The organism is Carboxylicivirga mesophila, assembly GCF_018271975.1.
GTDB lineage: Bacteria > Bacteroidota > Bacteroidia > Bacteroidales > Marinilabiliaceae > Carboxylicivirga > Carboxylicivirga mesophila.
In genome coordinates this window covers 26,586-40,181 of sequence record NZ_JAGUCN010000011.1, presented here as the reverse complement: position 1 = coordinate 40,181, position 13,596 = coordinate 26,586, and the positions used below count along the sequence as shown (strand labels likewise).

General features: G+C 41.6%; 12 protein-coding genes. 5 read left to right on the top strand and 7 right to left on the bottom strand.

The window, feature by feature from the left end:
* Positions 1–157: 157 nt before the first annotated feature.
* On the top strand, positions 158–784 hold the full coding sequence (locus tag KEM09_RS10745; protein WP_212228218.1) for a hypothetical protein: 627 nt from the start codon (positions 158–160) through the stop codon (positions 782–784).
* A 139-nt stretch (positions 785–923) separates the two neighbouring features.
* On the top strand, positions 924–2,093 hold the full coding sequence (locus KEM09_RS10740) for an adenylate kinase (RefSeq protein WP_212228216.1): 1,170 nt from the start codon (positions 924–926) through the stop codon (positions 2,091–2,093).
* 48 nt (positions 2,094–2,141) lie between these two features.
* Here the strand turns inward: KEM09_RS10740 and KEM09_RS22015 are convergent, their stop codons facing one another.
* Positions 2,142–4,424: an NADP-dependent malic enzyme gene (locus tag KEM09_RS22015; protein ID WP_212228214.1), complete on the bottom strand. Its 2,283-nt coding sequence runs from the start codon at positions 4,422–4,424 to the stop codon at positions 2,142–2,144.
* Positions 4,425–4,753: 329 nt separating this feature from the next.
* Here KEM09_RS22015 and panB point away from each other — a divergent pair, with 329 nt between their 5' ends.
* Together panB and KEM09_RS10725 are read left to right on the top strand one after the other, a co-directional pair.
* Positions 4,754–5,572, top strand: coding sequence for a 3-methyl-2-oxobutanoate hydroxymethyltransferase (gene panB / locus KEM09_RS10730; RefSeq protein ID WP_212228211.1), 819 nt, complete (start codon positions 4,754–4,756; stop codon positions 5,570–5,572).
* A 75-nt stretch (positions 5,573–5,647) separates the two neighbouring features.
* Positions 5,648–6,337 (top strand): RluA family pseudouridine synthase, encoded by a 690-nt coding sequence (locus KEM09_RS10725; protein ID WP_212228210.1) that lies wholly within the window; start codon positions 5,648–5,650, stop codon positions 6,335–6,337.
* 3 nt (positions 6,338–6,340) lie between these two features.
* Here the strand turns inward: KEM09_RS10725 and cdd are convergent, their stop codons facing one another.
* From cdd to thrS, 5 genes are all read right to left on the bottom strand, one after another.
* Positions 6,341–6,874 carry a cytidine deaminase gene (gene cdd / locus KEM09_RS10720; protein WP_342344002.1) on the bottom strand — a complete coding sequence of 178 codons (534 nt, stop codon included), beginning with the start codon at positions 6,872–6,874 and terminating at the stop codon, positions 6,341–6,343.
* 90 nt (positions 6,875–6,964) lie between these two features.
* Complete coding sequence (gene rplT / locus KEM09_RS10715) at positions 6,965–7,315, bottom strand: 50S ribosomal protein L20 (RefSeq protein ID WP_212228208.1); 351 nt, start codon at positions 7,313–7,315, stop codon at positions 6,965–6,967.
* A gap of 96 nt (positions 7,316–7,411) precedes the next feature.
* Positions 7,412–7,600, bottom strand: coding sequence for a 50S ribosomal protein L35 (gene rpmI, locus KEM09_RS10710; protein ID WP_425305778.1), 189 nt, complete (start codon positions 7,598–7,600; stop codon positions 7,412–7,414).
* A gap of 40 nt (positions 7,601–7,640) precedes the next feature.
* Positions 7,641–8,171 (bottom strand): translation initiation factor IF-3, encoded by a 531-nt coding sequence (infC, locus tag KEM09_RS10705; protein ID WP_342344004.1) that lies wholly within the window; start codon positions 8,169–8,171, stop codon positions 7,641–7,643.
* A 62-nt stretch (positions 8,172–8,233) separates the two neighbouring features.
* Positions 8,234–10,180, bottom strand: a complete 1,947-nt coding sequence (thrS, locus tag KEM09_RS10700; protein WP_212228204.1) for a threonine--tRNA ligase — start codon at positions 10,178–10,180, stop codon at positions 8,234–8,236.
* A 197-nt stretch (positions 10,181–10,377) separates the two neighbouring features.
* Between thrS and KEM09_RS10695 the strand changes: the two genes are divergently transcribed.
* On the top strand, positions 10,378–12,570 hold the full coding sequence (locus KEM09_RS10695; RefSeq protein WP_212228202.1) for a S9 family peptidase: 2,193 nt from the start codon (positions 10,378–10,380) through the stop codon (positions 12,568–12,570).
* An 81-nt stretch (positions 12,571–12,651) separates the two neighbouring features.
* Here KEM09_RS10695 and KEM09_RS10690 read toward each other — a convergent pair whose 3' ends face one another.
* Positions 12,652–13,566, bottom strand: coding sequence for a nuclear transport factor 2 family protein (locus KEM09_RS10690; RefSeq protein WP_212228200.1), 915 nt, complete (start codon positions 13,564–13,566; stop codon positions 12,652–12,654).
* Between the last annotated feature and the right edge of the window lie 30 nt (positions 13,567–13,596).

Sequence of the window (13,596 nt, the reverse complement as noted above, 5' to 3'; positions counted from 1 at the left end):
GGGCTCAAAAAAATAAAATCAATGGGGTAGCGTGAGTAATAGCAGTAAAAATGCAATATTGTTTTTTCGTTATATGATAGAATATTTATCCGCTTGGGCTAAAAAGAGGAGGTACTTGGTTCAATTTTTGTATGTTTAAGCCGAAAATTATAATGGTATGCGTCATAGGGTAACTTTCTTTTTTTTGTTAATTGGCATTTCTTTGCTTCATGCCCAGAACGAAGCAATAATACAGAATGATGGTTTACAACAAGATGCTGAGCTAGAGCTGCCAGTTGATTCATTTCAGGTTAAACCATTTAGTGTTAATGCCGGACTGAGTGCTTTTACAAACTTTGAGGGGATGTATGGCTTCAATACCTTTGTGGCACCCCAGTGGACTTTAATGCCCGCAAAGAAGTTTCAGGTAGATGTGATGCCGTTTGTTAGTCGGACCAATTATTATAATATACCAGCGTGGGGACATGCAGATGCAACAAAGCTTAAGCTGGATGAAACAATGTTACAATTTGGTTTATATGCACAAGGTACTTATCTGATTAATGAAAAATGGTATGCCGGGGCATCGGTGTTTTTAGATACTACTCTGCCCGAAAATGTCAATTCACAGCTACAGGGGTTTAATAATTATGGAGCCTCTACTTATGTTGGTTATAAGTTTTCGGATAATTTTAGTGCCGAAGTATCGTTCGGAGTAAGCAAGCACCCGACTTTTTATTCTCCATCCCCGGGCTTTATGCCCATGATGCATCCGCGTAATCCCTATAATCGTTTTTCTCGCTGATGAGATTGGAGGGCCAGGGTAGTTTATTAAGTATAGCTGGCTGATGCAAGGTGGTATTGAGCTGTTTGTCCTTTTCATATTTAATTAATATATTCAAGTGGCTCAATTTTAATCACGTACATCCAAAAATGCTAAAACTATGTTGAACATTGCTCTGTTTGGCCCCCCTGGTGCCGGTAAAGGAACTCAATCAGAATTTTTAATTAAAAAGTACAACCTGTTTTATATCTCAACGGGTGATATTTTACGTAAAGAGTTGGCCGAGGAATCCAAGTTAGGACTTCAGGCCAAACATATTATTGCGCAAGGAGGTCTTGTTTCCGACGAAATCATTGTGCAGATAATAGAGAAAACCATTAAAAATAATCCGGATGCCAATGGTTTTTTATTTGATGGATTTCCACGAACAGTTGTGCAGGCCTACATACTGGAGGGGTTGATGATTAAGCTTCATACCAAGCTCGATTTGCTGATTAGTGTGGAAGTGCCAGAGGAAATATCGGTTGAACGTTTATTGCTGAGGGGCGAAACATCAGGGCGTCTGGATGACAATGAACAGGTCATACGCAATCGCTTACGTGAGTACTCCGAGAAAACCAGGCCTGTGTTGGATTTTTATAAGGAGCAGGGAAACTATGTGGCGGTTAATGGTGTGCAGAAAATAAAAAAGGTGACTTCTGATATCCGAAAGGCTGTTAATAAGGTCGTTGAGAAGAAACAGGTTAATATTGTGCTTTTCGGGTCGCCAGGTTCAGGTCGTGGGTCACTGGGCAAAGCCATTGCTGAAAAATATAAGTTGGAGTTTGTGTCAACCGGTGATATGATTGATGAGGAAATTGGTAAAGGAACACCGTTGGGCTTGAAGGCTAAGGAGTTGTATGAAAATGGACAGCTGGTGCCCGATGAAATGGTGATTCAGCTGATAGAGAAAAAGATAGAGCAGTCTAAGAAGGCTAAGGGCTTTATCTTTAAGGGATACCCGCGTACGCTGGTGCAATCCTATATTTTAGACGGTATTCTTCAGAAGCACGATTCCATCATTAATAAGGTTATTGAATTAAAGGTGGATACCCTTGAGCTAATCAGGCGTTTGGATAACAGGAGCAAGACAGATGCTTGTATGCCTTACGATACCAGCACAGAGAAAATTGTTAAGCGTTTGCAGGAACATCAGGATAAGACGGTGCCCGTAATAGATAAGTACCGCGAGATTCATGATGTGATTGAAATTAACGGAACCGATGCATTTGATGAAGTTATGGCACGTGTTTCGTGTGAGATTGAAAGTAGTTTTAAGACACTCGACTAGTATTATAAAAAAGCCCTAAAGTGATTTTTCTTTAGGGCTTTTATTTTGCTATAGTTCAATTATCTTATCTTCTTTTGTTTGAGCATCCACCGCTGTGATCGCTGCCATGTCAACAATTTCACGTACCGAGCATTGTTGCTGCAGCACATGAATAGGTTTACGAATACCCAAAAGAATGGGGCCAATTATCTCCGCCTGACCTAATTCATTCATCATCTTATAAGCAATGTTTCCTGAACTGAGGCTAGGGAAGATGACTGTATTTACCTCTCGGTCTCCCAGTTTAGAGAAGGGGAAACGGCTGGCTCTAAGTTCCGCATTAAAGGCATAATTGGCCTGCATTTCACCATCTACCAATAAATTCGGGTAGTTTTCATGGAGGTATCCGACTGCTTCTCTCACCCTAAGTGGGCTACCTTTGCGTGTGGAACCAAAATTAGAGTACGAGACCATGGCCACTACAGGCTCAATATTAAATTTGCGCACTTCGTTAACCGTTAACAGGGTGGTATCGGCCAGAGAGCGCACAGTAGGTTCGTAATTGACGGTGGTGTCTGCAAAGAAATAGGGCCCTTTCTTGGTCATGACTATGTACATGCCAGCAATATGATTGAGTGTATTATTAGTGCCGGCTATTTGTAGTGCTGGTCTTATTGTCTCTGCATATTTATTTGAGAAACCTCCAAGAAAACCATCAGCATCTCCGGTTTCCACCATCATAATGCCATAATAGTTGCGATCGAGCATTTGGTAAAGTGCTCCCTCCATATTAAGACCTTTTCGCTGGCGTTTTTGGTAGAGGATATCAGCATATTCTTTACGCTTATTTGCTTGTTCGGGTGCTTTATTATCAATTATTTCAAGATCCAGAATGTTGAGGTTGTTCTCACTGGCAATCTCTTCAATCTTTTGCTTATCGCCCAGCAGAATTGGTTCGGCAATGCTTTGCGAACGCACTACTTCAACAGCTTTTAATACTTTAAAGTTATCGGCATCAGAAAATACGATGCGTTTTAGGTCGGACTTGGCACGTGTTCTAATGTCTCGGATGAGCTTATTGTATATCCCCATACGTTTCATCAGGTCAATCTTGTATTGCTCCCAGTCAACAATATCCAGACGCGCTACACCTGTTTCCATGGCTGCTTTAGCCACAGCAGGTGCAACTTCGGTTATTAAGCGGGGGTCAAGTGGCTTGGGTATAATGTATTCTTTACCAAAAATCAGATTCTGACTTTTATAGGCTGCATTCACTTTGTCAGGTACATCTTTTTTGGCTAGTTCGGCCAGAGCATATACTGCTGCTTTCTTCATTTCTTCATTAATGGCCTTGGCACGAACATCAAGGGCACCTCTGAATATAAACGGGAAGCCAAGAACATTATTAACCTGGTTTGGATAATCAGAGCGACCGGTGGCTACAATCACATCCGGACGGGCAGAGATAGCCTCTTCATAACTAATCTCGGGTACCGGGTTAGCCAGTGCAAAAACAATCGGGTTATCAGCCATGCTCTGAACCATTGATTTATTAAGGATATTGCCTTTGGATAGGCCCAAAAACATATCGGCTCCTTTGATGACCTCTTCAAGTTTAGTAAGCTCACTGTTTTGTGCGAATTCTATTTTGTATTTATTTAGATCTGATCGCTTCTTGGTCATCAGTCCTTTACTATCAAGCATCCATACATTCTCGCGCTTTACACCAAGGCTTATGTAGAGTTTGGAGCACATAATAGCTGAAGCCCCGGCTCCATTAACCACTACTTTGATATTCTCTATGTTTTTTCCGGTTATTTCTAAAGCGTTAAGCAGGCCTGCTGCCGATATAATGGCAGTGCCATGCTGATCGTCATGAAATACCGGGATATTCAATTCCTTTTGTAAACGTGTTTCTATTTCAAAGCACTCAGGCGCCTTAATGTCCTCCAGGTTAATGCCACCAAAAGTAGGAGCAATGGCCTTTATGACCTTAACCATGTCATCAATGTTTTTTTCATCTACCTCAATGTCAAAAACATCTACATCGGCAAAAACTTTAAACAGCAGCCCTTTACCTTCCATTACAGGTTTGCCGGCAATGGCGCCAATATCGCCTAGGCCTAATACAGCTGTGCCATTTGAAATTACACCCACCAGGTTACCTTTGGCGGTGTAGCGATAGGCATCGTCTGGGTTTTGCTCAATTTCTTTACAGGGTTCTGCTACTCCGGGTGAGTAGGCTAATGAGAGGTCCAGTTGCGAACTGTAAGGTTTGGTTGGAATTACTTCAATTTTGCCAGGTCGTCCGTTTTCGTGGTACTGCAAGGCATCTTGTTTGGTGGTAGACATGTGTGTTGTTTTTAATGGGATGGCAAATGTCAAATTTTTATCTCAAATGGATGTTGATAAATATACAGATTATTACATAACTTCTGTCACTCACTGTAATTGTGAAAAGTTACTTATTCGGTTTTTGAAAGTCCAAAATATCCCATAAAATATTTCTGCAGGTCAATTAAAGGAGAGCATGATTATTTAACCTTTTACGATGTTTAAGAGTCGCTTGGCTCGTAACAAATTATTAACTTTGCAAGCTGTCAGTTGCAGAATATTTGCTATGCAGCAAAAAATAGTAATAAAATAAAACTACTCGCAGCGGGTATTAAAACAGATAAACTATGTCAGTTGCTCAGGAAAGACGCAAGAAAGTAACCACTCATGTGTTGAGTGAAATGAAGATGCGTGGAGAGAAGATAGCCATGCTTACGGCTTATGATTATTCATTGGCGAAAATAGTTGACAGTGCAGGTGTGGACGTCATTCTGGTGGGTGATTCGGCATCAAATGTTATGGCTGGTTGGGAAACAACATTACCTATCACCCTTGATCAGATGATTTATCATGGTGCATCGGTGGTGCGCGCTGTGCAACGTTCGTTAGTTGTGGTGGATATGCCTTTTGGTACTTATCAGGGCAACTCCAAAGAGGCACTGACATCGGCCATACGTATTATGAAAGAAACAGCAGCTGATGCTGTTAAACTGGAAGGTGGAAAAGAGATTCTGGAATCAGTTCACCGCATTTTGTGTGCTGGTATACCCGTTATGGGGCACTTGGGACTAACACCACAGTCTATTCATAAGTTTGGTACATATACAGTTAGGGCTAAACAGGAAGAGGAGGCCAAGAAGCTCATTGAAGATGCTCACCTGCTTGAAGAGGCCGGTTGCTTTGGAATCGTACTGGAGAAGATACCAGCTTCACTGGCCGGACAGGTTGCCAGTCAGGTAAAGATACCTGTGATTGGTATTGGAGCAGGTAATCAGGTCGATGGACAAGTGCTTGTGCTTCATGATATGCTGGGCATCAATCAGGAGTTCTCACCGCGATTCTTACGTCGTTACCATAACTTATTTGCTGAAATAAAAGGGGCTGTTGGCAATTACATTGACGATGTAAAAACAGTGGATTTCCCTAATGAACGTGAGCAGTACTAGTAATGCAGTACATTGAGTTGCAAGTTAAATGAATATTGAATGTAATTGGCTGTAAGCAGTCAGAAGGCTATAAAAATGAGTAAACTGGATATATTATACGAAGACAATCATATCATTGCTGTTAATAAGTCTTCTTCAGACATTGTGCAGGGAGATAAAACAGGTGATGAGACTTTAAATGATAAAGTAAAGGCTTATATCAAAAAGAAATACAACAAGCCAGGTGATGTATTTCTTGGGGTTGTGCATCGGCTAGACCGGCCCGTGAGCGGGGTGGTGCTTTTTGCACGCACCAGTAAGGCTTTAAGTCGCCTGAATAAGATGTTTCAGGATAAGCAGGTGAAGAAAACCTACTGGGCTTTGGTGGCTGAGCTGCCGGAGGAGGATAGTGGCCGGTTGGTCCATTACATCCTGAAAAATTCGGAAAAGAACAAGTCTTATGCTTTTCCAAAGCCAAGAGCAGGCGCCAAAGAAGCGATTCTTAATTATCGATTAATCTCTGGTTTAAAGAATTATTACATGCTGGAAGTTGATCTGGAAACAGGCAGACACCACCAGATTCGTTGTCAGCTGGCAAAAATAGGATGCCCCATAAGAGGGGACCTCAAATATGGCTTCCCGCGTTCGAACAAGGATGGCAGTATTTCGCTACATGCCCGCAAAATTGAGTTTGAACATCCGGTTAAGAAAGAACCAATCACTATTATTGCTTCTACACCAGATACAGAGAACTTGTGGAAGGAATTCCGTAATGTGAATGGGTAAACGTTAGTCTTCGGACTTCGGGCTTCGAGCTTTGGACTTTATCAGTCCTTCACCAACGAATGATAAAGGCAGCAAATCTTTGCTGCTTTTTATTTTTTGTATAGATGATTGACCAACCAGTAGTATATCGTAGGCCTTTTTATAGCGCAATTCTGTTTCCAGTAATACTTGTCTGCAGGCACCGCAGGGCGCTACAGGATTTTCAAGAATCCCATTCTTATTCATCGCTATAATAGCTATTGAAGTAACGGGAGTATCGGGGTATTGAGCATTGGCATAAAAGATGGCTGTGCGTTCGGCACATAGCCCCGATGGGTAGGCTGCATTTTCCTGGTTGCTGCCGGTGATTATTTGGCCATTTTCCAGTAATACAGCTGCACCTACGTTAAATTCAGAATAAGGAGCATATGCTTTTAGGCAGGCTTCTTTGGCTGCATTAACTAATGCTTGTTCTGTGGAGTTTATCTCATCTAATGAGTCGAATATTTCAATTTGTGTAGTCAGGTTCAGATGCTTCATAACTTGTAAAATGGGCACACAAGATAGTGATTATGTATGAACCTTAAAGTTTAAACAATAAAAAAGGAGACCAATTGGTCTCCTTCTGTATCTTGGCTTAAGTATAAATTAAGCGTTAGTTGCTTTCTTAACGATAGCTTTGAAAGCTTCCGGGTGGTTCATTGCCAGGTCAGCAAGAACTTTACGGTTGATTTCAATGTTTTGTGCGTGCAACATACCCATTAACTTGCTGTATGATACACCTTCCAAACGAGCTGCTGCGTTGATACGCTGAATCCATAATGCACGGAAGCTGCTCTTTTTCTTCTTTCTGTCGCGGTATGCGTACTGCAATCCTTTTTCGTATGAATTCTTAGCAACAGTCCATACGTTTTTTCTACGTCCAAAGTAACCTTTGGTTTGCTTTAAAAGCTTTCTGCGTCTTTCTCTTGACGCTACATGATTTACTGATCTTGGCATTTTAAAATCATTTTCGAATGGTTAGCGCCCCCTTCGGGAATCTTTCAGCTAATTCACTCTGGTTAAAAAAATCGTTTCCTTCTCTTGAAATTCGAATTACTTCATGTTCAATAACAGCTTGATGTTTGTTTCATCAGCTTTGTGAACAGTGCCAGCATAGGTCAAATTTCTCTTCTGCTTTGTAGTCTTCTTAGTTAAGATGTGACTTTTGAAAGCATGCTTCCTCTTGATTTTTCCGCTTCCGGTAATCGTAAAACGCTTTTTAGCACCGGAATTTGTCTTCATTTTTGGCATTATTCCTATATATTTAGTTATAAAAAATAAACTACTTATTCTTAGCACTTGCCTTAGGTGCGATAAACATTGTCATGCGTTTACCTTCCAGTTTAGGCAATTGCTCTACTTTGCCAATTTCTTCCAGATCCTGTGCGAAGCGTAACAAAAGAATTTCACCTTTATCTTTAAACAAGATCGAACGACCTTTAAAGAATACGTAGGCTTTTACTTTTGCTCCTTCGTTCAGAAACTTTTCAGCATGTTTTAATTTGAACTGATAATCATGATCATCAGTATTAGGTCCGAAACGAATTTCCTTAACAACAACTTTAACAGCTTTGGCTTTTAGTTCCTTTTGCTTACGTTTCTGTTGATAAAGGAATTTCTGGTAATCCGTTATCTTACAAACTGGTGGATCAGCGTTTGGTGAAATCTCCACCAAGTCTAAATCCAACTCATCAGCAATTTTAATGGCCTCCATTGTAGGGTATACACCTGGATTCTCGATGTTATCACCTACCAAGCGAACTTGCGGCACCCTTATGTTTCTGTTAATTCTGTGGGCAGGCTCCTGTTTCACGGGACGCACATGCCTTCTGTTTGGTCTAGCTATTGTTAAACCCTCCTTTGATTAATTAATATTTATTTTTCGATCTCCGAAAGCATTTTTTCCACTTCCTGATTGATGAAATCAACAAAATCTTGCTGAAGCATTGCGCCCTTATCGCCTTCTCCTTGCTTACGAACAGCAACTTTTCCTTCTTCAGCTTCTTTTTCTCCAACAATCAGCAGGTATGGAATTCGCTTTAACTCGTTGTCTCTTATCTTCTTACCGATCTTTTCGTTGCGGTCGTCTAGAACGGCACGAATATCGGAATTATTTAGGAAATTTAAAACTTTTTCTGCGTAATCATTATATTTTTCGCTGATAGGCAGAATCACCACTTGCTCAGGTGTTAACCACAATGGAAACTTACCGGCTGTGTGCTCAATCAGAACCGCTACAAAGCGCTCCATACTACCAAAAGGTGCGCGGTGAATCATCACCGGACGATGCTTTTGGTTATCGCTGCCAATGTACTCCAGCTCGAAGCGCTCGGGCAGGTTGTAGTCCACCTGGATAGTGCCCAGCTGCCACTTACGTCCCAATGCATCCTTTACCATAAAGTCAAGCTTTGGTCCGTAGAAGGCTGCCTCACCATATTCAATAATGGTGTTCATGCCTTTTTCTTCGCAAGCTTCAATAATGGCTTGTTCTGCTTTATTCCAGTTATCCTCGCTTCCAATGTACTTAGAGTGATCCTCACGATCGCGCAATGATACCTGTGTTACATAGTCTTTAAAGTCTAGTGCCTTAAAGATGTATAAAATGATGTCGATTACTTTCTTAAACTCATCTTTCAGCTGGTCGGGACGGCAGAATAAGTGCGCATCATCCTGAGTAAAGCCACGTACCCTTGTCAATCCATGTAATTCGCCACTTTGCTCGTAACGGTAAACAGTACCGAATTCTGCAAATCGGATAGGCAGATCTTTATATGAGCGAGGTTTTGTTTTGTAAATCTCACAGTGGTGAGGACAGTTCATTGGTTTCAACAAGAACTCTTCGCCTTCAGCCGGCGTGTTAATTGGCTGGAACGAGTCTTTTCCATACTTGGCATAGTGGCCTGAAGTAACATACAACTCTTTATTACCAATGTGCGGTGTAATAACAGGTTCATAACCGTATCTAACCTGTACGCGCTTCAAGAAGTTTTCTAAACGCTCGCGCAGTTTGGCGCCTTTGGGTAACCATAGAGGCAGTCCCTGGCCAACCTTTTGCGAGAAAGCAAACAGTTCCAGTTCTTTACCAATCTTACGGTGATCGCGCTTCTGGGCTTCTTCCAGCATTACCAGGTATTCCTCCAGCATTTTTGCTTTAGGGAATGAGATGGCATAAATACGCGTCAGCTGTTTACGCGTTTCGTCACCTCGCCAGTATGCACCTGCAACGCTTAATAGCTTTACAGCTTTAATTGGTGCAGTAGAAGGCAAGTGTGGGCCGCGGCATAAGTCCGTAAAGTTACCTTGTTTATAGAATGAAATGGTGCCGTCCTCTAATTCATTGATCAGCTCCAGTTTGTATTCATCATTCTTATCAGTGAAGTAGTTCAGGGCGTCTGCTTTAGATACTTCACTGCGCACATACTCCAGTTTTTGACTGGCTAAGTCTTTAAATTTCTTCTCTATTTTGGGTAGATCTGAATCTTTGATAACATTATCGCCCGTATCTATATCGTAGTAAAAACCGTTCTCAATGGTTGGGCCAATGCCAAATTTAGTACCAGGATAAAGAGCCTCGATAGCTTCGGCCATCAGGTGAGCCGAAGAGTGCCAAAAGGCGTGCTTTCCTTCTTCATCCTCCCATTTGTGCAGCTTAATACTGGCATCAGTGGTAATAGGGCGCGTCAGATCCATTAAGGTGTCGTTCACCGTAATAGATAAAACTTCTTTAGCCAAACGTGAGCTAATACTCTGCGCAATTTCTAAACCAGTTACGCCTGCTTCAAACTCTCTGACACTTTGGTCCGGAAAGGTAATTTTTATCATGCTACTATTGCTTAGATTTTAAAAAACATGCAAAGATAAATAAAAGGCGTGAAAGCTAAGAAGCGTGATGCTTTTTTTTAGTAATAATACCCTGAAATAGTAAATGCTGTCAAATCCCATTGTTTTATAGTTGGGTAATTTGTTAGTTTTGACATTCTTGTAGTTTGAAACAGTTATAAAGTATAAATAATTTACAAATGAAGCACTTAAGTATTTTACTGGCCACATTGCTGTTTTCGTTGGCAATGCAGGCGCAAAAACAAACGGTTTCGTTAGATAATATTACGCGCGATGGAACATTTTATGCCCGCTCGGTTCGCGGCTTGCGTTCAATGACCGATGGCATACATTATACCACACTGGAAGAGGGGAAGCGCATTGTTAAATATCAGTATGCAACTGGTAAGCAGGTGGCCGTAGTTTTTGATCTTGAGAAGGAGATGAAAGGTGAGTATGATATCAAACGCATCGAAGGATATGAATTTAACGGTAATGAAACAAAGATTCTTATCTACACCAATGCTGAGTATATTTACCGTCACTCGTTTAAAGCCAATTACTATGTATACGATATTCAGTACAATGAGCTAAAACCTTTGTCGGAAAATGGTAAGCAACAGATTGCCTCTTTTTCGCCCAATGGAGAAATGGTAGCTTTTGTACGTAATAATGACTTGCACCTGGCTAAATTAAAGTTTGGTACAGAAAGTGCCATTACCACCGATGGCGAGTACAACAAAATTATTAATGGTATGCCTGATTGGGTGTATGAGGAAGAGTTTGGATTTAATAAAGCTTACGACTGGTCACCAGATAGTAAGGAAATTGCTTTTATCCGCTTTGACGAGTCCAATGTGAAGGAATTTGCCTTCCCTGTGTATCAGGCGTCTTACCCAAACAATGAAGAGTATAGCCTGTATCCGGGACAATATAAGTTTAAGTACCCTAAGGCCGGTGAAGACAATTCAGTGGTGAGTGTGCATGTATTTAATATTAAAAACCGCACCACAAAAACCATGGATATTGGTGAAGAAACCGATATTTACATCCCACGTGTGCGCTTTACCAAAACAGAAGGTAAGTTAGGCATCATTAAAATGAATCGTCATCAGAATTATTTGCAACTAATGATTGCCAACACGAATTCCGGCGTTTGTAATACGGTATTTACCGATAGAAATGAACGTTACATTGAGCAGGATGTGCTGGATAACTTGCAATTCATGGAAGATGGACAACACTTCGTGTATGTGGGCGAGATGGATGGCTACAATCATATTTACCTGTATACCATGGCAGGCCGCAAGGTGCGCCAGATTACAAGTGGTCAATGGGATGTAACCGATTATCTTGGGTACAATGCCAAAACCAAAATGTTCTACTACCAGGCAGCGGCAAAGTCGCCAATGCAGCGCGAGGTGTATGCCATTCGTAACGATGGTAAGAAGCAAATTAAGTTTTCGACAGTAGAAGGAACTAACAGCGCTTCTTTCAGCAAGGGTTTTAAATACTATATCAACTACCTGTCGAATACCACAACTCCTACACTGGTGACTTTGCACGATGGTAAAGGTAAGCAGATACGTGTGTTAGAGGATAATAAGGCGCTGAAGGAGCGTGTGGCTCAGTATGAAATTAGCCCAAAAGAGTTTTTTAGCTTCAAAACCGGCGAAGGCGTTCAGCTGAATGGCTGGATGGTGAAGCCATTGAATTTTGATGCTACGAAGCAATATCCCGTGCTGATGGTGCAGTACAGTGGGCCTAACTCGCAGCAGGTGCTCGACCGATGGAGCATAGGCTGGGAGCAATACCTGGCGGCTGAAGGGTATATGGTGGCATGTGTTGATCCGCGTGGAACCGGAGCCCGTGGTGAAGAATTTCGTAAGTGTACCTATATGAAGCTGGGTAAATTGGAGTCTGACGACCAGATTGAGGCGGCTAAATACCTTGGTTCACTGGATTATGTCGATGCTTCGCGCATTGGTATCTGGGGGTGGAGCTTTGGTGGTTTCATGTCGTCGCTGTGCTTGAGCAAGTCCGATGTGTTTAAAGTAGGTATTGCAGTGGCGCCGGTTACCAATTGGCGTTACTACGACTCGGTGTATACCGAGCGTTACATGCGCAAACCTCAGGAGAATGCCAGTGGGTACGATGATAACAGTCCTATTAACCATGTAGATAATCTAAGTGGTCGTCTATTCCTGATTCATGGTACGGCAGATGATAATGTGCATTACCAAAATGTGATGGAGTATGTAGATCGCCTGGTGCAGGCCGGTAAACAGTTTGATATGTTTGCATACCCGAATCGTAACCACAGCATCTACGGTGGCAACGTGAGGAATCACCTTTACAAAATGAAAGCAGATTACCTGTTGAGAAATCTATAGGTCTTAAGTAACAGATATAAGAAAAGCCCCGAACTTGCCGGGGCTTTTCTTATATACCTTAGTTGTAGTTTGATATCGCTATTACCAATCTTCCATGTGGTTGCTGCTGCCATAAATCATCTCATTCACAATTTTGCCGTCCGCATCAAAAGTATGAGATAGCATAAATGGGAAAGTATATTTTTCGCCGTTCTTTTTGATGGTCATATTCCACCACGAGTAAACCACGTAGACGTCATCCTTGGCATAATAGATGCAGTCAGGGTAGCCCTGTTGCTCAATATGGAATTTTTTGTCGGGTGTAAAGGTCTTCATTAATATATCTTTTTTCTCATCAACGGTTTGATATTCTCCCGTTTTAAAAGCAATATGCCCCAGTATGGCCTTGGGATTAAAGAAGCTGGCCCACAGTTCAAAGTCATGATCAATGAATGCGTTCATTACCTTTCGGGTGGTAATTATATGAGGGTGGTTAATGTATGCTACGCCGTTCTTTTGTGTGGTATGACTGTTCTGGATTTCTTCAAATACATCATTGTTATAGTACCAGTGCACTGAGGTTACTTTGTCATCTTTATTAAAACTGTACAAACGGTGGATAGGGAGATGGACGTTGATGCCTGTTTTAATGTTTCGGGCTGTTAGTATCACCCAATCCTGCACCCACACACCCGCTTCTTTATACTCCAATGCATCAGGATAAGCTGGCTTGGCATCTCTGAATTGAATGTTGACAAACTCTTTGTGCCACCAGTCGTAGTTCTTACCAATATTCGCTTTTGTCCAGGGCAGCTTTTTGCCATGGCTGAATATCATCACGCTATCGGCAAAATAATCCATGTATGTATCTTTTTCGCCAGATTCAAAGGCTTTCCAGAGGTCTGCTACTTTGTTAATTGCCTCATGTTCCGAATAGATAGTGCCATTTTTCTTTTGTGAATACCCATTTAATCCAACCAAAAGAAGCACCAGCAAAATACTTGTTGATGTTCGCATAATTTGTTGTTTTAGTTAGTAAACGGAATT

Excerpts from the sequence above, each read along its gene's own strand:
- KEM09_RS22015 (WP_212228214.1), bottom strand. The coding sequence starts at position 4,424 with ATGTCTACCACCAAACAAGATGCCTTGCAGTACCACGAAAACGGACGA.
- thrS (WP_212228204.1), bottom strand. The coding sequence starts at position 10,180 with ATGATAAAAATTACCTTTCCGGACCAAAGTGTCAGAGAGTTTGAAGCA.
- KEM09_RS10725 (WP_212228210.1), top strand. The coding sequence starts at position 5,648 with ATGAGTAAACTGGATATATTATACGAAGACAATCATATCATTGCTGTT.
- KEM09_RS10745 (WP_212228218.1), top strand. The coding sequence starts at position 158 with ATGCGTCATAGGGTAACTTTCTTTTTTTTGTTAATTGGCATTTCTTTG.
- KEM09_RS10740 (WP_212228216.1), top strand. The coding sequence starts at position 924 with ATGTTGAACATTGCTCTGTTTGGCCCCCCTGGTGCCGGTAAAGGAACT.
- rplT (WP_212228208.1), bottom strand. The coding sequence starts at position 7,315 with ATGCCAAGATCAGTAAATCATGTAGCGTCAAGAGAAAGACGCAGAAAG.
- rpmI (WP_425305778.1), bottom strand. The coding sequence starts at position 7,600 with ATGAAGACAAATTCCGGTGCTAAAAAGCGTTTTACGATTACCGGAAGC.
- panB (WP_212228211.1), top strand. The coding sequence starts at position 4,754 with ATGTCAGTTGCTCAGGAAAGACGCAAGAAAGTAACCACTCATGTGTTG.
- KEM09_RS10690 (WP_212228200.1), bottom strand. The coding sequence starts at position 13,566 with ATGCGAACATCAACAAGTATTTTGCTGGTGCTTCTTTTGGTTGGATTA.
- KEM09_RS10695 (WP_212228202.1), top strand. The coding sequence starts at position 10,378 with ATGAAGCACTTAAGTATTTTACTGGCCACATTGCTGTTTTCGTTGGCA.